This is a genomic window from Anabaena sp. FACHB-1237 (assembly GCF_014696225.1).
Lineage (GTDB): Bacteria > Cyanobacteriota > Cyanobacteriia > Cyanobacteriales > Nostocaceae > FACHB-1237.
This window is the reverse complement of sequence record NZ_JACJPV010000019.1, coordinates 62,163-82,685: the sequence shown is the minus strand read 5'-3', so window position 1 is coordinate 82,685 and position 20,523 is coordinate 62,163. Positions and strand designations below refer to the sequence as shown.

Here is a 20,523-nt window from a genome sequence, read left to right as displayed (position 1 = left end):
TCCTGGTGTCTATGGCGCGGTGGAACCACTCTGATCCCTTCCCGAACTCAGTTGTGAAACGCTGCTGCGGCGACGATAGTTGAGGGGTTGCCCTCTGTGAAAATAGCTCGATGCCAGGTTTATTATTCTATACTTTACATTCCCTCTCATTATGACAATGAGGGGGTTTGTTTTTGAGGTGATCTGATCCATGATCTGAGTTTCAGATCCCGGACTTCTTAAAGAAGTCCGGGATCTAAGCATCACAACATCTAATTTTTTCTCTTTTAACCTGATCATGATAAATATCTTTTGCTGGCATAATGTTTTTTGAAATCAGGATTTTTATCGTCTAATTTTTGTCAGAATCGGGTAGTTATCTAGTTGAGCGTAGTCGAAACTCAATAACCAGCTGATTCTGACAAAATCACAATTAACATCACCAAAGAAACTCCCTACAACTCTTTTAATAATTCCATAATTGCTTCATAAGCAGCAGTATTCCCTTGAGCCTTGAATAATTGCGCTGCTCGTTGCAGGTCTTCTCTGGCTTTTTGTTTGTCACCAAGTTGATAATAAACATATGACCGATTGTAGTAGGCATTGGCATAGTTAGGATTAAACTTGATAGCTTGGTTAAAATCATCTATTGCTCCTGGCTTATCTCCTAATTCAGAACGGACAATTCCCCGGTTGTTGTAGGCATTGGCATAGTTAGGATTAATCTTGATAGCTTGGTTGTAATCTTCTCTTGCTCCTGGCTTATCTCCTAATTCATAACGGACAACTCCCCGGTTGTTGTAGACTTCGGTAAAGTTAGGATTAATCTTGATAGCTTGGTTGTAATCTTCTATTGCTCCTTGCTTATCTCCTAATTCATAACGGAAATTTCCCCGGTTGTTGTAGGCTTGGGCTAAGTTAGGATTAATCTTGATAGCTTGGTTGAAATCATCTATTGCTCCTGGCTTATCTCCTAATTCATTACGGACACCTCCCCGGTTGTTGTAGGCTTCGGCATAGTTAGGATTAAACTTGATAGCTTGGTTGTAATCTTCTATTGCACCCTGCTTATCTCCTAATTCATAACGGACAACTCCCCGGCTGTAGTAGGCTTCGGCATAGTTAGGATTAAACTTGATAGCTTGGTTGTAATCTTCTATTGCACCCTGCTTATCTCCTAATTCATAACGGACAACTCCCCGGTTGTTGTAGACTTCGGTAAAGTTAGGATTAATCTTGATAGCTTGGTTGTAATCTTCTATTGCTCCTTGCTTATCTTCTAATTTCTTACGGACAACTCCCCGGTTGTTGTAGGCTTGGGCAAGGTTAGGATTAAACTTGATAGCTTGGTTGTAATCATCTATTGCTCCTTGCTTATCTCCTAATTGATTACGGACATTTCCCCGGTTGCTGTAAAATACTGCATGGGGACTGAGTTCAATGGCTTTATTTATCGCTGCCTCTGCTTCTCTATATTTTTTTAAATTACTTAAAACTACATACTTCTGATTATACAAATTAGGATTATTGGGCTGGAGTTGAATGGCTTGATTTATGGCTGCTAAGGCTTTATCCAGTTGGTTTGATTCTCTATAGACTACACTTAAATAATTCCAAGCAGGAACAAAATCAGGTTGAGACTTCACCGCTTGCTCAAATGCAGTTATAGCCTCTGGAAATTTTTTACTCCGACCCAAGGCCAAACCCTTACCATAATAAGCCAGGTGAATAAACTTTGGTTTTTGCTTAATTGCTGCTTCAAAAGCCTGTATTGCTTCTGAATGACGACGTAAGCGCCACAGTTGATTTCCCCTTTCTAACCATTGACTGGCGGTAGTATTGCCTTGGGAAACATCTACTGATAAAATCGCTGTTTGAATAGACTTAACTTCTTGTTGATTTAGTTCTGGTGGTCGGGTGGGTTCTACCTTTTGTGCTTGGGTATTCAGTCGGGTAGCTAATGCCAAAAATGTACTCACCGGAATACCCAAACTATTACCTAATTGGATAGTTTCTTTACTATTACTATTATTATCAATAGCAGTTTCTCCATCAGTTCTGCCATGAATACCAATGACTCGCCCTTGGGTATCTAAAACAGGTCCCCCACTCATGCCGCCAAAGGTGATACTACTATAAACTAATTCATATCCTCCTGTTAAAGAAACTGCACTTTGGGCTGTACCCAAACTGTTATTGTTAAAATCTGATTGGGTAGTTTGGAATAATCCTTGTTCCTTACTATAAATCTGTCCCAATGTGAACCGCCAAGGTGATTTTTCTCCTAATCTGGGATAACCCGCAGTGAACATATATTCATCATCTTTGGTGGGATAATTTGCTAAAGTCGCAACTTGATAATTTTCCCGACTGGTGAATTTAACTACTGCTAAATCTACCCCTGCTTCTAATTTAATCGTGCTTGGTTCTACGGGATATTCTTTACCATCTACTGTGAGGATTTTATAGGTATTTGGCTCACATGGTCCTACTTTATCTGGTGGTTTACAAACTACATGAGCAGCAGTTAAAACGGTGTAAATATCTCCTTTCTTAGCGATAATAACCCCTGAACCATTACTACCGCTACTGCTATCAATCCTGACGGTAATTTGTTTAGCTTTTGCTTCTAATTCTCCTAACCAACCTGTTAATGGTACTTCTGCTATTTGCTGTTTAATATCTGGTATAGGTAAATTATAAGCGGTGAGAGTTTCTGGTCTTACCTGAGCTAAAACAGTTTTAATAGGTATTCCCCAACTGAGTTTTCTAAATTCTTGAATTTCCGTATTTGTGGGGCGTTTTCCGTTGGTGTAAATATAAGCAGTATTGGACAAAGGATAGGAACTAATGCCATTAATTCCTATTAAATTTCCTGTATTACTAATAATTGCACCGCCACTCATTCCTTGTTGAATATCACCAGTATAGCCAATTTCATAACCATCTTTTAAACTGGGTTGGGAGATGATTTGTTGTATTTTTCCTGTTGTCAATACTAATTTATCTTCAGATACAGCATATCCTGCGGCCATAACTGGTGTTTCTAAGTTAATATCAAAGGAGGCGATTATGTCAGCAATTTCTGATGGTAAACAATATTTTTGATTAGATGTAAATTCTACTATAGCTAAATCGAATTTATCAAAGTTAGTATTAGGTAAAATCTTAGCTGCATATTTTTGACCATCGGCTGTGATAATATTGATATTATTAATTCTTCTGACAACGTGGGAATTAGTCACTACTAAATAAGAATTACCTTTTCTAGCGAAAATTGTCCCGGAAGCACCTCTTTCTTTGTCCCTGACTCTAACTGTAATTTGTTTAGCAATGGTTTGTAATTGTGGTTCTGAATAAATACCGTTTTCTGGGTCTGCTGGTTGTAATTTGCACCTTTGCGATGTCTGTGTAAGTACTTTTGTCGTCTTGGTTTGGGTTTCTACTGCTGACACTGGATAAGCTAGATAAGGTAGCAGCAGTGAGCAGGAGATAATGGCGATTTGACGTTTCATGATTAGTTAAATAGTGTTTTTATCAGTAGTGATTTACCCCCCTTAATCCCCCCTTGTAAAGGGGGGAAACTGGAATCTTGTCCCCTCCCTTTTGCAAGGGGAGGGTTAGGGTGGGGTATTTTGTTATTTAGAGATATTTTTGAGATATTCACCCAGATTTAAGTAAGTATTTTCACCTGAATTTTGCCAAGTTAAGTCTGAAGTTTTACCTTCTCTGATTTCATTAAGTTCGGCTAGAACTGTAGTGGGATTTACACCTGGTTTGACGCTAAATAAAATATTGTTTTTATTGCATTCACCAGGTTTAGCCGCACAGATAACTCCCAAACCATTCAACTTACCGGTAGTTAAATAATCTAATCGGCCTTGTTGGTAAAATTGCTGGAATTTTTTACTTACTGTTTCACAGCGTTTTTTAGGAGTCCATTCACTACTGGGAAAGGAGTCAGATTTCCAAGCAATTATGGGTACATAAGGGTTAGGTTTTTTGTCGGGAACGAAGGCCATGGTGGTGGGAACTCTTTCCGTATTACCTTGGTAAGAAATTGAGCGACAAGCAAAACTAACTTCTTGCTTGGGAATCTCTTGACTCAAACCGGGGTTAACACTGAGGGTAACTGTTAATGCGGTGAATACTAAGGTATTAGTTAATGCTGGTAGTTGCATAATGTTTGACCTTTAATTACTGAATTTTGGCGATTATGGAGCTACTTTTATTTAAACTTTATAGGTGTTGGTGAGTGAAAATATGAATTTTTCTCACGCAGAGGCGCAGAGGCGGGGAGTTTGAGATATGGAATTTTTGATTTTCATCTCTCAATTCAGCAAGGCTACTTGATACACACATAACTGATTATATACTAATTTTTTGAAAATATTCAGGTGTTTACCTAGAAGTTAATTTTATGATACAATCCAATTTGATGGATCAACCCTGTAACTATATCATGTACTATTTTATCTATCATGTACTATTGCACCCGACCCCACTGCCCTAGTCCCAAAAACCATTTTCCCGACTCTCCAGATCCTCGTACTACGTCGGGAATATTCTGTCAAGCTTGTGGAATGCCTCTAATATTAAGGGGGAAAAGAGGACATTATCAAACTATTAAACCTGTGGGAAAAGGAGGATTTGGTGCTACTTTTCAAGCTATTGATTTAGATTCGGTGAATCAGCGTCAATGTGTAATCAAACGACTGAATATTAAAATTGATGAAATTCGAGAAGAATATAAGAACCCGGAAATTGTTGACAAAATTGTTGAAGGAATCAAAGCAGCTTTTGAGCGAGAAGCTCAGGTTTTAGAAGTTTTAGGTGATAAGAGCGGGAATATTCCCAGTTTATATGATTATTTTTCCTTTACCGCTCCTGCTTTTGGTCAACAAGAAGAACTTGAGTTTAAATATTTAGTACAACAGTATATTGAGGGTGAAAATCTATCTCAGGAACTCAGAAGAAAAGGTCATTTTTCCGAAACAGAGATTTTAAATTTTTTAAAGCAAATTTTACCGATTTTACAATTTATTCATGAGCAAAATTCTATCCATCGAGATATTAAACCTAGTAATATTGTTAGGGAAACAGCAACACAAGAACTATTTTTAATTGATTTTGGGTCGGTGAAACAAGTTGTTTCTGGTGAAACAAATATGAAAAAATCCGTACCTTTTTTTACGAAAGTCTACGCTTCTCCTGAACAAAGAAGCGGGACAACCGTTGATCCGTCTAGTGATTTATATAGTTTGGCTGTTACTTGTCTGGAGTTACTCACAGGTACAACTCCCGTGGATTATTTGGACAATAATTACGGAAATTGGCGACAACAAGCTAATAGAATTATTAGCCCTTCTCTAGCTAATATTTTAGATAAAATGCTCAAGGTTAATCCTAGACACCGTTTTCAGTCAGCAGCAGAAGTTATGACGGCTGTAAATGAATATAGAATAACTACACCACGGACTGAACCAACGACAATTATTGATAAACAATTTAAAATATTTATTGATAAAAAACTTAAAACATTACAACCTTTACTGATCAAATCGGTGTTTTTAATAATTCCAATAATTGCTGGTGTGATAGGTGTTAATAGTTATTTGCAATCATCAACTAAAGTAGTAGAAGTAGTAGAGGTAGTAGAATATGCAAAATCTGGGATTAAGTTTAAATATCCTAAAAATTGGCAAGAAACGCCAGCCATAGATAAATTAACGCGAATTATCCCGAAAAATATGATCTCATCTTCTCTAACTCCAGAGTTTTTTATCACTATAGATGAGTTATTCCATTCGGAGACTTTGGCAGATTATACTAAGTTTTCTATCGGACAAATTGAAGCATTGGGACAAAATGCGAAAATTATCAAATCTGGACTAATACAACTTGGTGAAACACAAGGTCATCAAGTAGTTTATGAGTTGAGAGATAATATCCACAAGGTAAATTTCCAAGAAATGCAAGTATGGATTGTTAATGGTAAAAAAGCCTATATTCTCACCTATCGCGCTGAAGATAAATCCTATCCAGAGTTTGCGAAAACTGTGGAAGAAACTATAATTAAATCCTTTAGACTGGAAAAACCCACATCTGAAAAACCCACAAGTCCAATCTGGTAAGTAGGTTGGGGTTAAAAATTGTCGCTATGATAAGAGTAAAGAGGTTTTCAGTGATTTTACGATCTCCTCTAAATTTATCAGAAGAAGATGTATTGGATAACACCAAGATCCCGGACTTCTTAAAGAAGTCCGGGATCTGAAAAGTCAGGATCTGAACTGTTGCTGGATGACTGTAGATTTGCAATATCTGACGCACCCTACAGTAGTGATAGCTGATTGCTAATATACTTACTTACTTTCAGTAAAGTCAGCATCAATTACATCATCACCACCAGATGGAGGAGTAGAACCACTACCAGGAGCTTCTGCACCAGGATCACCACCAGCTTGTTGATAGATATTGCTACCCACTGCAAATAACGCTTGTTGTAGTTCTGGTGTCAATTTCTGAATTAAAGCGTCATCTTCCTTAGCTATAGCATCGCGCAAGTCTTTCACTAAGCCTTTAACCTTAGTCTTATCCGCTTCAGGAACTTTATCACCTAGTTCTTCTAACTGCTTCTCTGCTTGATATGCTAAAGAGTCAGCCTGGTTCTTACGTTCAATTTTTTCACGACGTTCTTTATCAGAAGAAGCATTTTGTTCCGCTTCTCTTACCATGCGTTCTACATCATTCTTATCTAAAGTAGAAGCACCTGTAATACTAATAGACTGTTCCTTACCAGTTCCCTTATCCTTAGCAGTAACACTGAGAATACCGTTAGCATCTATATCAAAGGTTACTTCAATTTGAGGCACACCACGAGGAGCAGGAGGAATACCATCTAAACGGAAATTTCCTAAACTCTTGTTATCGTTAGCAATTTCTCTTTCCCCTTGGAGAACTTGAATTTCTACATTAGTTTGGCCATCTACCGCAGTGGAGAATACTTCAGATTTTTTGGTAGGAATGGTAGTATTACGAGGAATAATCTTGGTCATGACACCACCCAAGGTTTCTACACCTAAAGATAATGGTGTTACATCTAACAATAAAATACCAGTAACATCACCAGCAAGTACACCGGCTTGAATGGCAGCACCAACAGCTACTACTTCATCAGGGTTGACACTTTGGTTAGGTTCTTTACCTAATACACGCTTAACAACGTCCTGAACTGCCGGAATACGAGTGGAACCTCCAACTAAGACAACTTCATCAATTTTATCTTTGTCTAATTTGGCATCTCTAAGAGCATTTTCTACAGGGATGCGGCAACGATCAATTAAATCGGAACAAATCTCTTCAAATTTAGCACGGGTGAGAGTGGCCTCTAAATGTTTTGGACCTTCCTGGGTAGCAGTAATAAATGGCAGGTTAATTTCTGTTTGAGTGACGCTGGAAAGTTCAATTTTTGCTTTTTCTGCGGCTTCTGTAAGACGTTGTAAGGCTTGTCTATCTTTGCGGAGGTCAATTCCTTCCTGTTTTTGAAATTGGGCGGCTAAATAATCAACTATTTTCTTATCAAAGTCGTCACCACCAAGGTGGGTATCACCAGATGTGGATAATACTTCAAATACTCCATCACCTACTTCTAATACTGATACGTCGAATGTACCACCACCGAGGTCAAATACTAAGATGGTTTCATTGCTCTTTTTATCAAAACCGTAGGCTAAAGAAGCGGCAGTAGGTTCGTTAATAATGCGTAAAACTTCAATACCAGCAATTTTACCAGCGTCTTTTGTAGCTTGACGTTGGGAGTCGTTAAAATAAGCAGGAACGGTAATAACTGCTTGGGTAACAGTTTCACCCAAATATTTACTAGCATCTTCGACTAATTTGCGGAGAACTTTAGCAGAAATTTCTTCTGGTGCGAATTGTTTATGAGCACCAGGAGAGTCTAACTTGACATTACCGCCACTGCTGAGAACTTTATAAGAAACTTCAGTAGCTTCATTGGTAACTTCATCAAAACGACGACCAATAAAACGTTTTACAGAATAAAATGTATTTTCAGGGTTCATTACCGCTTGACGTTTAGCGATTTGACCCACTAATGTATCACCAGTATTTTTAGCAAAGGCTACTACTGATGGTGTGGTTCTAAAACCTTCGGCATTAGCAATAACTGTAGGTTCTCCACCTTCCATTACTGCTACACAGGAGTTAGTTGTTCCTAAGTCAATACCTACTACTTTTGCCATTTTTGCTCTTAGCTCCTTATTTTTACGAGTAATTTACAAGTCAATTGTGATGTACATTCTGAATTTATATAGGCTCAGTGATAGCCATTCCATGAGGGTGGTTTACCGAACCGTTAATGGAACGGTCAATTTTATAAATATTTTTATTGGATTCATGGATTGATTTGCTTTTACTCTGACTAATGTATGAGAATTAATACTTTCAGGAATTGGTGTGAACCGTAAATTTATAGTCGTATTTGCCGTCGGGAGTCGGGAGTCGGGAGTTGGGAGATTATTTTACTAGTCACCAGTCACCAGTCACCTATCACCAACTTATATTTTGCCCGTTTTCTGAAATTTCTCCCAGGCTTGGGTTAACTCTTGAGGAGCAGGGTTTTGACTATCATAAATTACTATGACGTTGGTTAAAGCTCTACCGGCAGGTACGATAATTTTACCGTTAGCTGCTAAGGCTCTGGATGCTCCTCCGTCAAGGTTCATGGCTTCATAACAACCTAGTGCTTTCATCGCTTCTGCTTCTTGTTGTAAAGAAAGATTAATTTCAAAGTTGACTAGTATCAGTTTTGTGCCATCTTTTGTAAAGCCGATCGCTGTACGGGCAGCGATGCCTAATACATGAGGATCTTTAAAACCTTCTATTTTAGGGTTAAGCCAAATTTCTCCTTGTCTTAATAGTCTTGGTCCACAGGTAATGGAAAACCAGTGTTCATGCCATTTTGGTTGGCCTTGTACTCTGGCAGTGATCATTTCTGGTTTATTCCCTGTTTTTAACCCTAAGGTTGTGCCAAAGTTCTCCCAATAACTGTATTTGAGAAATTTACCCTGTGCTACCATGTTACCCATGACGGTTTTTTGCGGGTTTTTGGCGAAAAATGTACCATTAGCTACTATTGTGGCTGGATAACGGGTAACTAGGTTGTCAAATGCTTCGTCTCCATTGGTTTTTTGAATGGTATTGGCAAATTCGGCGTTGTTGGCTAATCCTATGGTGATATATGTATCTGGATCTGTAAGATCAATTATGGTTCTATAAAAGGGAATGCTGTTAATTTGCCCTCTGGTAATTTGTAGTGGTTCCGCTTGACTGGGTAAGGCCATGGTTAATGTTTTTACTAGGCTTGCTGCTCCTAAAAATAAAAATGAGCGCCTTTGCATTTTAGTAATTTTCATAATAGTTGAGGTGACAGAGATCAGGGAATGGGGAACAGGAAATAAGTTAGAGTGATGATGGATTAATTAACAATTGTCAATTATTAATGATCAATTATTAACTTATGATTAATAACCATAGATATATTATTTTACATAAACCTTATGGGGTGTTAAGTCAATTCACTCAGGAATTTTCTGAACATCGGACTCTCAAGGAATTTATAGATGTTCCTAATGTCTATCCTGTGGGGCGGTTGGATTGGGATAGTGAGGGTTTATTATTATTAACTAGTGATGGTAAGTTGCAACATCGTCTTTGTGATCCGCGTTTTGCTCATAAACGTACTTACTGGGTACAGGTTGAGCGTGTTCCTGATCCGGAGTCTATTTATAAGTTACAATCTGGTGTGAAAATTCAAGATTATGTTACTCGTCCTGCTGATGTCAAATTATTATTAAATGATCCTGTGGTGTGCGATCGCTCACCCCCTATCCGTTTCCGTAAGTCTGTACCCACTGCTTGGTTAGAAATTACACTCACTGAGGGGAAAAACCGCCAAGTACGTCGCATGACGGCTGCTGTAGGTTTTCCTACTTTACGATTAATTCGTGTCAGTATTGCCACTATTCAATTACATGGTTTAGAACTAGGACAATGGCGAGATTTAGATGGTGCGGAATTGGCACAATTAAAACGGTAATTGGTGATTGGTGATTGGTGATTGGTGATTGGTGATTGGTGATTGGGTAAAATATAATTCTCTAAAATATAATTCTCTGTGATCTTGACTGCCTGTGGGGGTTGAGCAGCACTAAACCTCTACTAAAACCTTTTAAAATCAATATCAGAATTAAGGAAATGCCACTATGTTGATTTGTCCTCAGTGTAAGTCTGAAAACCCCAATCATAATAAGTTTTGTCAAACTTGTGGTACATCCTTAATGGAGATTGTTTGTAATAATTGCTACGCTAAAGTAGCTTTAGATCAACAAAAGTGTCAAGAATGTGGTAAGGAATGTGGTCGGGTTTTCTGGGCAATTATCACTCAAAGAAGAATAAATGACAAATTAGACACTGTAGTAAATACTAGTGATCAAAAGCAGCAAAATAATGAATATAATGAATATTTAGATAGCCAAAATCGTTATAAAGTTTTATACCCTTTATGTTTTGATCAACAGGAGATTAAAGTTAAGGTTTTAGACTGTCAACCTTACCAATTATCACCATTAGAGGTCATTAGTAAACACAAATCTTGTCAAATTATCAGTAAAATACCGGATGTAGCTAGAATATATTTAGACTTATCTGCTCATGGATATCAGGGAATGCCACATCTGCATGATGCTTGGCAGGATGATAGTAGTGATGTACTAATATTGGGCGATCGCTCATGTGATCCTTTACTACTGGATGTATGGCAAAAAGAGGAAACTAGCATATTCCAGATTTTACACTGGTTCTCAGAAATGATCCAACTGTGGCAATTATTAGAGCAGAAAAATTGCTGTCAAAGTTTGCTAAGTTTATCTAATCTACGATTAGATGAGGATCAAAAACTAACTTTAGAAAGATTATATTTAGAGGATAGGGATAAAAGTCAGCAGGATGTGGGTATTGGTGTAAATATTAAAAGTTTAGGTAGGTTATGGCGTAATTTATTCAGAGAATCACAAAGGACACAATTTGGTTTAATTGTGCAGATGTTGGAAGACATAGAAAATGGTAAAATGGAGGAATGGAGTGAGTTGCGATCGCGTTTAGAATCAATATTAGCATCCATATCAACGTCTGAGGAACAAGTTTTTACTGAAATACAATCAGCACCTACTGTACTCGATAATCAGCAAGTCGAAGACATGGAAGAAAATGAAGATATGATCAATAAACAAGAGGATGCACTTATGATGGTGTTACCTATGCAGTTAAGTAGTTTAGAGTATAGTGGGTGCACTGATGTAGGGAAACAGCGAGATCATAATGAAGATTACTTTGCCATTGACAGTAAAATTCACGAAATAGAATTACCCAATAATCATCAAATAAAAGCAAGAGGCTTATATATTATTTGTGATGGTATGGGTGGTCATGCTGGTGGGGAAGTAGCGAGTGAGTTAGCTGTTAAAACTATTCGTGGATTCTTTGAAGAGTGCTGGCAAGATGGCACGTTACCTAGTGCAGAAACTATTAAAGAAGCAGTATATTTAGCTAATCAAGCCATTTATGATTTCAATCAAGATCAATCTCGTTCTGGTATTGCTAGAATGGGTACTACTTTAGTGATGTTATTACTTCAGGATAATCAAGCTGCTATTGCCCATGTTGGCGATAGTCGTCTCTATAGTATTACTAGTGAACGAGGACTAGAACAACTTACTATAGATCATGAAGTAGGACAAAGAGAAATTGCTAAGGGGGTGGAACCAAGTATAGCTTATGGTCGTCCCGATGCTTACCAACTGACTCAAGCATTGGGTCCACGTCATCAAAATTATATCTATCCAGATATAGATTTTGTTGATATTACTGAAAGTATGTTATTTCTATTGGCATCGGATGGTTTATCTGATAATGATTTTGTGGAGATAATTTGGGAAGAACATCTTCAACGTTTATTAGATTCTGGTACTTCTTTGGCAAAAGGTGTACAAAATTTAATAGAATTGGCTAATGAACATAATGGTCATGATAATATTACAGCTATTCTTGTTCGGGTAAAAGTTCGACCAAATACCCAATCTTTGATGTAAGTTAAAGCATATTACATCGGATGAAAATACAAAATACTTAGCTAAGAATAGTATAACTACTGTTTAGTATTGATCTGAATTTGTGTATAAGATGCTACAAGTTTAAATTTTCAGTGTTTGCTTTCTGTTGTTTGTTATTAAGTTTGTAGGATGTATTGTGATTACTATAACGCTACTAGAAACACAACTTAAAACTCCTCCCCAGCAGTGGCGTTTTTCTAATTCTACTGTAATTCGGATTGGTCGTGCAGTGGACAATGATGTGGTTTTGGCTGATGCGTTAGTATCTCGATATCATTTAGAATTGAGATTAGTAAATAGTGATGTTAATGGAGAAGTTTGGGAGGTAATAAGTAAAGGTACTAACGGAACTTTTGTCAATAATAATTTGTTGACTAAACCTACTAGATTAAATCATAATTCAATATTGCAATTAGCCCAAGGTGGTCCAATAATTCAATTGCAATTGGAGAAGATTTGTAGCAATAATCCTGTAATTAATAATAGTAATTCTAGTTGTAGTCATGAAGGTAATTCTCCTGATAATTTGTTTTGTGTTAAGTGTGGACAAGCAATAGTTGTACAAAAGACTATTAGATATTATCAAGTATTACGGACTTTAGGCCAGGGAGGAATGGGAACAACTTATTTAGCTTGGGATAAAGTTGGTGTAATCAGTGGTATACCACAATTACTGGTGTTAAAAGAAATGAATGCAGATATGATAAATATTCCTAAAGCTCAGGAGTTATTTGAACGGGAGGCATATACTTTAAAGTCTTTAGAACATTCAGGTATTCCTAAATATTATGATTTTTTTGTAGAGGATGGGAAAAAATATTTAGCGATGGAGTTGGTACATGGACAGGATTTAGAAAAGCGGGTTTTCATGCAAGGTCCGGTAACTCCTGAACAAGCGATCGCTTGGATGGTACAAACTTGTGATATTTTAAGTTATCTGCATAGTCAAGATCCGCCTTTAATTCATCGTGATATAAAACCTGCTAATTTAATGGTGAAAAGTGCTAATAATAGGATTGTGATTTTAGACTTTGGTGCTGTCAAGGAAACGGGTACTGCCCCAGGTACGCGCATTGGTGCGGAAGGCTATTGCGCTCCTGAGCAAGAAAGAGGACAACCTGTGACTCAATCGGATTTATATGCTATTGGACCTACTTTAATTTTTCTATTGACAGGACAGAATCCGTTTAAATATTATCGTCAAAAGGGGAGAGTGTTTAAGTTTGATGTCAGAAGTATTCCTACTGTGACTCCTGGGTTACGACAGGTGATAGAATGTGTAACTGAACCTTTACCCAGGGATCGCTATCAATCTGCTCAAGAGTTAAGTAAGGCTTTAAAGTCTGCTTCTATCTAAATGATAATTAGGGTTTGCACCAAAAAGTCTTTTCGTGTGGGCAGGTAAGAGGCAACAGGCAAGAGGAAAGGGCTATCTATCACTAAAAGACTATTGGCAGGCAGGATGCCCGCACTACGATGATATTATTGGCAGGCAGGATGCCCGCACTACGATTGTACTATTGGCAGGCAGGATGCCCGCACTACGATGATATTATTGGCAGGCAAGATGCCCGCACTACGATTGTACTATTGGCAGGCAAGATGCCCGCACTACGATTATAAAAACCTAGCTACCAATGCCTAAACGCCCTGCCAAGGCTGGAGAAAGTGGTAAAAGGGTTGCAACCATCAAAAACAAGGCCAACAGCCCTAAAGCTGCCCTAGCGTCATCAGGTTCAGTGATTTCATTTAAACTTGGACGTTCTAAATCACGCTGTAACAGAACAATGACAATTGCCCAATACATGGCTAAAGGATTACCTAAAGAGACTATAGCCAATAAAATTAAAGTGGCGAAAGTTGTTCTACCAGCCGTTTTCCGCCCATAAATAGCCTGGACAATGCGTCCTCCATCCAGTTGGCCAGCAGGCATTAAATTTAAAGCCGTAATAACTAAACCCAACCAACCAATAATTACTAAAGGATGAATATTGACAACGGGAGACTGTAAAGCAGAACCAAGAATTATTCTAGCTAAACTTCCTACCAAAATTGAACCTTGAAAAAACTGATTTGGTAAACTAAATAAACTGTCAGAATTGGATAGCAATAACCCTGTTATTAACAGTGCTAATGCCGTAATACCACCAAAAGCAGGACCTGCTAAGGAGATATCAAATAATGCCCTACGATTAGGTAAAAGTGATTCAAACCTTGTAATTGCACCAAAAGAACCAATTTGTACAGCGGGCAAGAAAAATGGCCAACTTAACCGGACATTATGACGACGTGCTAACAACCAATGGCCAATTTCATGGGAGATGAGAATTGCGGATAAACCTAAAACCACAGGCAAGGTTTCTACCCATCTTTCAGGATGTTGTAACAGGTCAAAATTTCGCAATAAACCGCCTGTTTCCAAACTAGTGGCAATAGTTGCAATTAGCAAAATTATAGCAAATAGCTTTTGTGGTAACTGGGCTTTGATGGGATCAGTACGACTAGGTAAGACAATAAATACAGGTTTACCATCCGTGTTATCTACCAAAAATAAGCGATATTTATCACTTAAGCGATCTTGTAAACACTGAGTGAGACGATGATGAACTTTTTCAGGTTCTCCGCGCAAATTGCCACGAAAAACGACACCTTCTTGATAAGGAATAGTTTCTGTAACAAAAAAGGTATCAATACCAAACATACCCTTAATCAGAGTTAAATCTTCTGGTGGTATGGGAGTGGGTTCTAACTTAATTTCTGTGACTACTGGAGTATTTTCTGGGTTATTAGCTGCGATCGCTAGTCTTTCTGTAGCGCGTTCTTTGAGGATAGCATCTTGTCCAGCATCGCGTAATTGTTTGCCTACGAAGATGTATAAACCTACGGAAATAACTAGTAATAACAATACAGCAGCGATATTGAGATAAATACCGGCGGCAAATAGTCCAAAGAATAATAACCAGGGAGTCATGAGTACAACAGACTGTAACCAGGCTAGGATTCCTAGTTTACCAAAAGGTTTGGCGCGATAAAAGCCCCAACCTAAAATTCCAAAGGCTATCAGCACTACGGCTGCAATTATAGGAGTTTCTGAGGAAGTCAACATCTGCAAACCTTAATTTGATGAAAACCGAGTTTCCGCAACTCTGGCTTTTCTATAGTAGCGTAAAATAGTCGTTAGCCGTCAGCTATCAGCTATCAGCTATCAATTAATGGTTAAGAGTATGTTATATTTTATACTAGTTTAGTTCAGTAATTGACAATTCTAAAGCAGAAATTAATGAAAACTTGTAAAATGCCATAAAAATGCCATAAAAATGATAATAACGTAATTTACTAATTACATCTATCATAAATATGTTACAAGATCCGAATCTGCGTCAAGCGATCGCTATTAGTTTAGGAGCGATCGCTGGAGCATTAACCCGTTATTACTTAACAATTTGGTTTGCTAACCGTCTTGGTATGAATTTTCCTTATGGGACATTTTTTATTAATATTAGTGGTTGTTTAGTAATGGGATTTTTTACCACATTAGCTACCCAAAAAATTAATATTATTTCTCCAGAAATTAAATTAATGATCTCCACAGGATTTTTAGGAGCTTATACCACTTTTTCTACCTTTGGTTTAGACACCATTAGTTTATTACAAAAAGGTGCTTTGTTTTCAGCCATGACCTATTTATTAGGAAGTACAATTTTAGGACTAGCTAGTATTCAATTAGGTATGATAATTGCCAGATATTTATGATAAATTAAAAAGTGGTGTAAGCATTTTGCCCGTAAAATTAATAAAAATATGTTATAACTATTAGTGGTAATTGTTATATTTATTGTTGGGGTACTCTCTGAATATTACAGGTTTTGTAACTGACTGTAAATCTTCAGGTAATGATTTGATAAATGAGGTATTAGTTCACAATAGCTTTTCTAATACACTGTAGTAATAACACTAAACAAAAAAACATAATAAAATATATCTTATTATACAAATTTTATTATTAAACTAAGCTATAAATTATAACGTAATTACTGGTAATTATTAAAATTATGGCTCTAAATAAAAATAAATTAACTTGGGCAATTACCTTTCAATACAATAAGGCTGAAAATGCAATATTTCAACAACAAATTTCCCAAAAACAAGTTAGTAAACATAATGGAGTGATAATTGTTGGGCGTGATGCAAATGTTTGTGACTTAGTTTTAAGTAACCATAGTATATCATCTCTCCAGGCTGAAATTCACTTTGATAAAAATCAACAACAATTTTTTATTAAAAATAAAAATGCTGTATCTACCACTATAGTAGATGGAAAGATTCTTGCCTTTGATAAAGAATTGCCATTGAATAATGGTAGTATTATTGTATTTGGACAACAGGAAATAGAGATTACTGAAATTAAAATTTATCCACTGCCATCAACAAATTATCCTCGCATTAAAACAAGTGTACTTCCATTTAGTAATAAATTTAATACAGGTAATATTAATTCAAGTCTTAATTCAGAAAGTATTTACCCAGACAATATAAGTGAGAAAAAAAAGTCTTGGAGTGATAAACAAATAATCATGGCAATTGCCACAGTAGTAGCATCAATTATAACTGCTATATCTGGTTGGTATATAAATGAAAGAACTCAAAATACACAAAAAGAAATCGCTCAGATAACTGCCAAATCAAATGACAAGTCAGAGCAAACTAATTCAAAAGAAAAAGTTTTAGATTTATCGAAAAAAAATGCTAATTACCATCAACTTAAATTTGTCAATAAATGTTCTAAAGATGTGCAGTTAGCAACTACTTTTTATGCTTTAAATAATGTAGCGCAAACGCAAGGTTGGGTAAATATTACACCGCAAAAAAATGTTGATATTAATTATTTTACAAAATCTAGTGGCATATTTTTATACGCCTATATGATTAATAAAAATGGTAAAGAAATTGTTTGGAAAGATCATAATTCTGTTGAGAAATCTATTACAAAAGAAAGAAATTTCGACTATATTGAAGAATCTTTTCCTGACATAAACATACCAAAAGAAATAGTAAAGTTTTATGAGATTAAATTTGATCTTCAAGCCGATGGTTATACAACTAAAACTTTTACCTGTGATGATCAAGATAAACTAGAATTAAAGTAATAGAGTATAATCAAACTTTGGTAGGTAAAAAAGATGATTATAGGGACAATTCTCCGTAACCGCTACAAAATTGTACAGTATTTGGGAGGTGGTGCATTTGGTGAAACTTATTTAGCTGAAGATTTAGATTTACCTAACCATCCCAAATTTGTTGTTAAACACCTCAAACCAAAAACATCAGACTTAGAAGTTTTAGAGGTTGCCAAAAGGTTATTTGATAGTGAAGCAAAATTTTTATACAAATTAGGTAATTTAAGTCGGCAAATACCTAAACTATTTGCTCATTTTGAAGAAAATGGTGAATTTTATCTAGTACAAGAATTTGTAGATGGTTGCGACTTAAGCGCAGAAATTATTCCTGGTAAAAAATGGACTGAAGCAGAAGTAATTAAACTGTTGCAAGAAATTCTAGAAGTTTTAGCAGTAGTTCATCAGCAAAATATCATCCACAGAGATATTAAACCTGAAAACTTGATGCGTCGCCGAGAAGATGCCAAAATTGTACTAATTGACTTTGGGGCAGTTAAAGAAATTCAAGGTTTGGTAGCTGATACTCAAGGTAAAGTAACTTCAACTATTATTATTGGCTCTAATGGTTATATGCCTAATGAGCAAGCTAATTCTAAACCAAAATTATCTAGTGATATCTATGCAGTTGGCGTAATTGGTATTCAATCTTTGACGGGTAAATTACCCCAAGAATTATTAGAAGATGCTAACAGTGGAGAAATAATTTGGCAAAATGAAGTCAAGGTAAGCAAGAAATTAGCTAGTATTTTAAAAAAAATGGTATATTGCCATTTTCATCAAAGATATCCATCAGCCATAGAAGCTTTACAAGCAGTAAAATCAGTTTCAAAACCACCATTACCATTATTATTGTTTAACCTCATACTAAAAAATTTAGGAAATAAGAAAAGTTTAATTTTATTGAGTGTGTTCTTATTAATTACTTTAATTTCTGCGTTAATGAATTTTTTAGGAAAACCCATGACTAATTTGAAAAATAAACCAACTGTAATAGAACAAGAAAAAGTTGACGTTGATTTGAACGTATTGTGTCCTAAAACATCTTTACCAACACAGCCATATAGGAAGATAGGTAACACTGAATATTATGGTTTAGCTCAAGATAAAGGTACTGGAAAAGGAAGTATTATATTGATTGATAAAAATACAGGAAGTAAGGTTAAATATGAGGGAGATATAGAAAATTATCAGTTTCATGGTTGTGGTACTTATACTGGAAATGGTGATACTTATACAGGACAATTCAAAAATAATAAATTTCATGGTCAAGGAATTAATATATTTAAAAATGGCGATCGCTACATAGGTCAATTTGAAAATGGTCTTTTTCGGGGTCATGGTAGATTTATTTGTAGTAATGGCAATGAATATGTAGGGGAATTTAAAAATAATACACTACATGGTCAAGTAGTTTTTATATCTAAAACTAGATCAGTTAAGAAAATAGAAATCTGGGAAAATGGGAAATCAAAAGAAAGTGGTAAGTTATTCAAGTGTAATTCTAGTGATTAAAGATCAAAATTATTAGTATTTATTTATAATAATTTTAGAGTAATTTCATTATGCTTTGAGTAGAATTAAAAAACCTAATTTTATCAGAAATATAAACATAAAAATAAAGATAAAATATTTTATATATTGTATATATAAATATTAAAATTCAATTAAAATTCAGGTATCCTCAGCTACTTTTATCTAAGTTTAAGACATTTAAAAAAAATAAAATTTATTAATTTAAACATTATGGAATTATTGATAATGGTAAAATTTATAATAATCATATAAATGACATCAAATCTAAAATGAAACAAAAATCATCAGGAAAAATTGTAGTTGTAATTTCCAGAGCTTGTTTAGTTGTTTTTGGTAGTTTATTTATCGCTCTAGAAACTTCTTTACAAATATCTCTAGCACAGTCTGGGGCAACACCAACTTTAATCCCAGAAAGACCAACAGACTCCCAAAAACTACCTCAAGTAACACCAAATTTAGTTCCAGAAACACCTACAGAAACACCAACAAATACCCAAAAACTACCTCAAGTAACACCAAATTTAGTTCCAGAAACACCTACAGAAACACCAACAAATACCCAAAAATTACCTCAAGTAACACCAAATTTAGTTCCAGAAACACCTACAGAAACACCAACAAATACCCAAAAATTACCTGATACTCAACAACGAGAAAATTCGGAAATATCACCTCAAGTAAAACCAAAATCACCAACAAATTCTCCAAAATTACCTGTTGTTAAACCCAGGTTAAAACAAAATTCAGAAGCCAAACCTCCAAAATCACCTAATACTAAACACAAACCTAGAAAACCAGTTAGAGGAAGAGGATAATATTTGTTAAATTTTTAATACTTCGTCTATCCCCTCCTAATAAATCTAGGGGGGAAACTATAATTTAACCGATATTATTAAATATTATTAAAACCATCACTTTCAATGATGAATCAAATGTATTACCAAAATGCTTGTAAATTTTGCTTAACCACAAGTGTGATATTTTTATTATTACCATTAAGTGCCAATGCTCAGACTAAATTGAAGGAAGCAGAGATTAATAATTATATGATTAATCAACCAAACTCTAATCTACTTCAGATAGATGATTCTGTAAAGAAACCAATTTCCCAGAACTATCTTGAACGAATAAAGATGTTAATAATGAGGAATCAGATTGAGTATCCGCAACCTATTCTTAATAATTATAAACAAAAATCTGAGCAAAACATTTATTTACTTATTATTCTTAAAAACCGCAAAGTTTATGTTTATAAAGATAATATATTACAAGCTACTTATCCAGTAGCAATAGGTAAGCAAGGATGGGAAACACCAACAGGTAAATTTACAGTAATTAATATGGTAGAAAATCCAGATTGGGAAAATCCCTTTAATTCTAGCAAAGAGATTATTCCTCCTGGATTACAAAATCCTTTAGGAGAACGTTGGATTGGATTTTGGACTGATGGTAAAGATGAAATTGGATTTCACGGTACTTACAAAAGAGATTCTGTCGGCAAAGCCATTTCCCACGGTTGTATTAGAATGTATAATGAAGACGTACGAAAATTGTATGAAATTGTGAAAATAGGAACTCCCGTAATTGTAATTCCCTAATCAATTCTTTGTACTAAATAAATAGCTTTTCTCAGTCTAATCAGGTAC

The 20,523-nt window shown here is 35.7% G+C and carries 14 protein-coding genes and 1 rRNA gene; 10 read left to right on the top strand and 5 right to left on the bottom strand.

The window, feature by feature from the left end; all coding sequences use genetic code 11:
• Position 1: 1 nt before the first annotated feature.
• Positions 2-119: ribosomal RNA gene (rrf, locus tag H6F32_RS11645) — 5S ribosomal RNA — on the top strand.
• 315 nt (positions 120-434) lie between these two features.
• On the opposite strand, the gene H6F32_RS11640 is transcribed toward rrf, so the two are convergent.
• Positions 435-3,494 (bottom strand): serine protease, encoded by a 3,060-nt coding sequence (locus H6F32_RS11640; protein ID WP_190369492.1) that lies wholly within the window; start codon positions 3,492-3,494, stop codon positions 435-437.
• 123 nt (positions 3,495-3,617) lie between these two features.
• A complete protein-coding gene (locus H6F32_RS11635) occupies positions 3,618-4,160 on the bottom strand; it encodes a COP23 domain-containing protein (RefSeq protein WP_190369491.1) in 543 nt (180 codons plus the stop codon).
• A 300-nt stretch (positions 4,161-4,460) separates the two neighbouring features.
• Here H6F32_RS11635 and H6F32_RS11630 point away from each other — a divergent pair, with 300 nt between their 5' ends.
• A complete protein-coding gene (locus tag H6F32_RS11630; RefSeq protein ID WP_242031114.1) occupies positions 4,461-6,113 on the top strand; it encodes a serine/threonine-protein kinase in 1,653 nt (550 codons plus the stop codon).
• Positions 6,114-6,341: 228 nt separating this feature from the next.
• On the opposite strand, the gene dnaK is transcribed toward H6F32_RS11630, so the two are convergent.
• Entirely contained in the window at positions 6,342-8,240 is a 1,899-nt protein-coding gene (dnaK, locus tag H6F32_RS11625) for a molecular chaperone DnaK (protein WP_190369490.1), read from the bottom strand.
• A 315-nt stretch (positions 8,241-8,555) separates the two neighbouring features.
• Entirely contained in the window at positions 8,556-9,413 is an 858-nt protein-coding gene (locus tag H6F32_RS11620) for a phosphodiester glycosidase family protein (RefSeq protein ID WP_190369489.1), read from the bottom strand.
• A 104-nt stretch (positions 9,414-9,517) separates the two neighbouring features.
• Here H6F32_RS11620 and H6F32_RS11615 point away from each other — a divergent pair, with 104 nt between their 5' ends.
• From H6F32_RS11615 to H6F32_RS11605, 3 genes are all read left to right on the top strand, one after another.
• Positions 9,518-10,096 carry a pseudouridine synthase gene (locus H6F32_RS11615; protein ID WP_190369488.1) on the top strand — a complete coding sequence of 193 codons (579 nt, stop codon included), beginning with the start codon at positions 9,518-9,520 and terminating at the stop codon, positions 10,094-10,096.
• 166 nt (positions 10,097-10,262) lie between these two features.
• A complete protein-coding gene (locus H6F32_RS11610) occupies positions 10,263-12,146 on the top strand; it encodes a serine/threonine phosphatase (protein ID WP_190369487.1) in 1,884 nt (627 codons plus the stop codon).
• 157 nt (positions 12,147-12,303) lie between these two features.
• On the top strand, positions 12,304-13,524 hold the full coding sequence (locus tag H6F32_RS11605) for a protein kinase domain-containing protein (RefSeq protein ID WP_190369486.1): 1,221 nt from the start codon (positions 12,304-12,306) through the stop codon (positions 13,522-13,524).
• A gap of 270 nt (positions 13,525-13,794) precedes the next feature.
• Here the strand turns inward: H6F32_RS11605 and H6F32_RS11600 are convergent, their stop codons facing one another.
• On the bottom strand, positions 13,795-15,273 hold the full coding sequence (locus H6F32_RS11600) for a site-2 protease family protein (RefSeq protein WP_190369485.1): 1,479 nt from the start codon (positions 15,271-15,273) through the stop codon (positions 13,795-13,797).
• Between the two features lie 251 nt (positions 15,274-15,524).
• Here H6F32_RS11600 and crcB point away from each other — a divergent pair, with 251 nt between their 5' ends.
• The 5 genes from crcB to H6F32_RS11575 all read left to right on the top strand — a co-directional run bounded on the left by crcB (position 15,525) and on the right by H6F32_RS11575 (position 20,475).
• Positions 15,525-15,920 (top strand): fluoride efflux transporter CrcB, encoded by a 396-nt coding sequence (gene crcB, locus H6F32_RS11595; protein WP_190369484.1) that lies wholly within the window; start codon positions 15,525-15,527, stop codon positions 15,918-15,920.
• A gap of 299 nt (positions 15,921-16,219) precedes the next feature.
• Complete coding sequence (locus H6F32_RS11590; RefSeq protein WP_190369483.1) at positions 16,220-17,314, top strand: FHA domain-containing protein; 1,095 nt, start codon at positions 16,220-16,222, stop codon at positions 17,312-17,314.
• Between the two features lie 33 nt (positions 17,315-17,347).
• Complete coding sequence (locus H6F32_RS11585; protein ID WP_190369482.1) at positions 17,348-18,856, top strand: protein kinase domain-containing protein; 1,509 nt, start codon at positions 17,348-17,350, stop codon at positions 18,854-18,856.
• A 290-nt stretch (positions 18,857-19,146) separates the two neighbouring features.
• Complete coding sequence (locus tag H6F32_RS11580; RefSeq protein ID WP_190369502.1) at positions 19,147-19,692, top strand: hypothetical protein; 546 nt, start codon at positions 19,147-19,149, stop codon at positions 19,690-19,692.
• 105 nt (positions 19,693-19,797) lie between these two features.
• Positions 19,798-20,475, top strand: a complete 678-nt coding sequence (locus tag H6F32_RS11575; RefSeq protein WP_190369481.1) for a L,D-transpeptidase — start codon at positions 19,798-19,800, stop codon at positions 20,473-20,475.
• The last annotated feature ends 48 nt before the right edge of the window (positions 20,476-20,523 follow it).

Bases quoted from the DNA above. Each gene is read 5' to 3' on its own strand.
- H6F32_RS11640 (WP_190369492.1), bottom strand. From the start codon at position 3,494: ATGAAACGTCAAATCGCCATTATCTCCTGCTCACTGCTGCTACCTTAT.
- H6F32_RS11635 (WP_190369491.1), bottom strand. From the start codon at position 4,160: ATGCAACTACCAGCATTAACTAATACCTTAGTATTCACCGCATTAACA.
- H6F32_RS11630 (WP_242031114.1), top strand. From the start codon at position 4,461: ATGTACTATTGCACCCGACCCCACTGCCCTAGTCCCAAAAACCATTTT.
- dnaK (WP_190369490.1), bottom strand. From the start codon at position 8,240: ATGGCAAAAGTAGTAGGTATTGACTTAGGAACAACTAACTCCTGTGTA.
- H6F32_RS11620 (WP_190369489.1), bottom strand. From the start codon at position 9,413: ATGAAAATTACTAAAATGCAAAGGCGCTCATTTTTATTTTTAGGAGCA.
- H6F32_RS11615 (WP_190369488.1), top strand. From the start codon at position 9,518: ATGATTAATAACCATAGATATATTATTTTACATAAACCTTATGGGGTG.
- H6F32_RS11610 (WP_190369487.1), top strand. From the start codon at position 10,263: ATGTTGATTTGTCCTCAGTGTAAGTCTGAAAACCCCAATCATAATAAG.
- H6F32_RS11600 (WP_190369485.1), bottom strand. From the start codon at position 15,273: ATGTTGACTTCCTCAGAAACTCCTATAATTGCAGCCGTAGTGCTGATA.
- crcB (WP_190369484.1), top strand. From the start codon at position 15,525: ATGTTACAAGATCCGAATCTGCGTCAAGCGATCGCTATTAGTTTAGGA.
- H6F32_RS11590 (WP_190369483.1), top strand. From the start codon at position 16,220: ATGGCTCTAAATAAAAATAAATTAACTTGGGCAATTACCTTTCAATAC.
- H6F32_RS11585 (WP_190369482.1), top strand. From the start codon at position 17,348: ATGATTATAGGGACAATTCTCCGTAACCGCTACAAAATTGTACAGTAT.
- H6F32_RS11580 (WP_190369502.1), top strand. From the start codon at position 19,147: ATGAAACAAAAATCATCAGGAAAAATTGTAGTTGTAATTTCCAGAGCT.
- H6F32_RS11575 (WP_190369481.1), top strand. From the start codon at position 19,798: ATGATGAATCAAATGTATTACCAAAATGCTTGTAAATTTTGCTTAACC.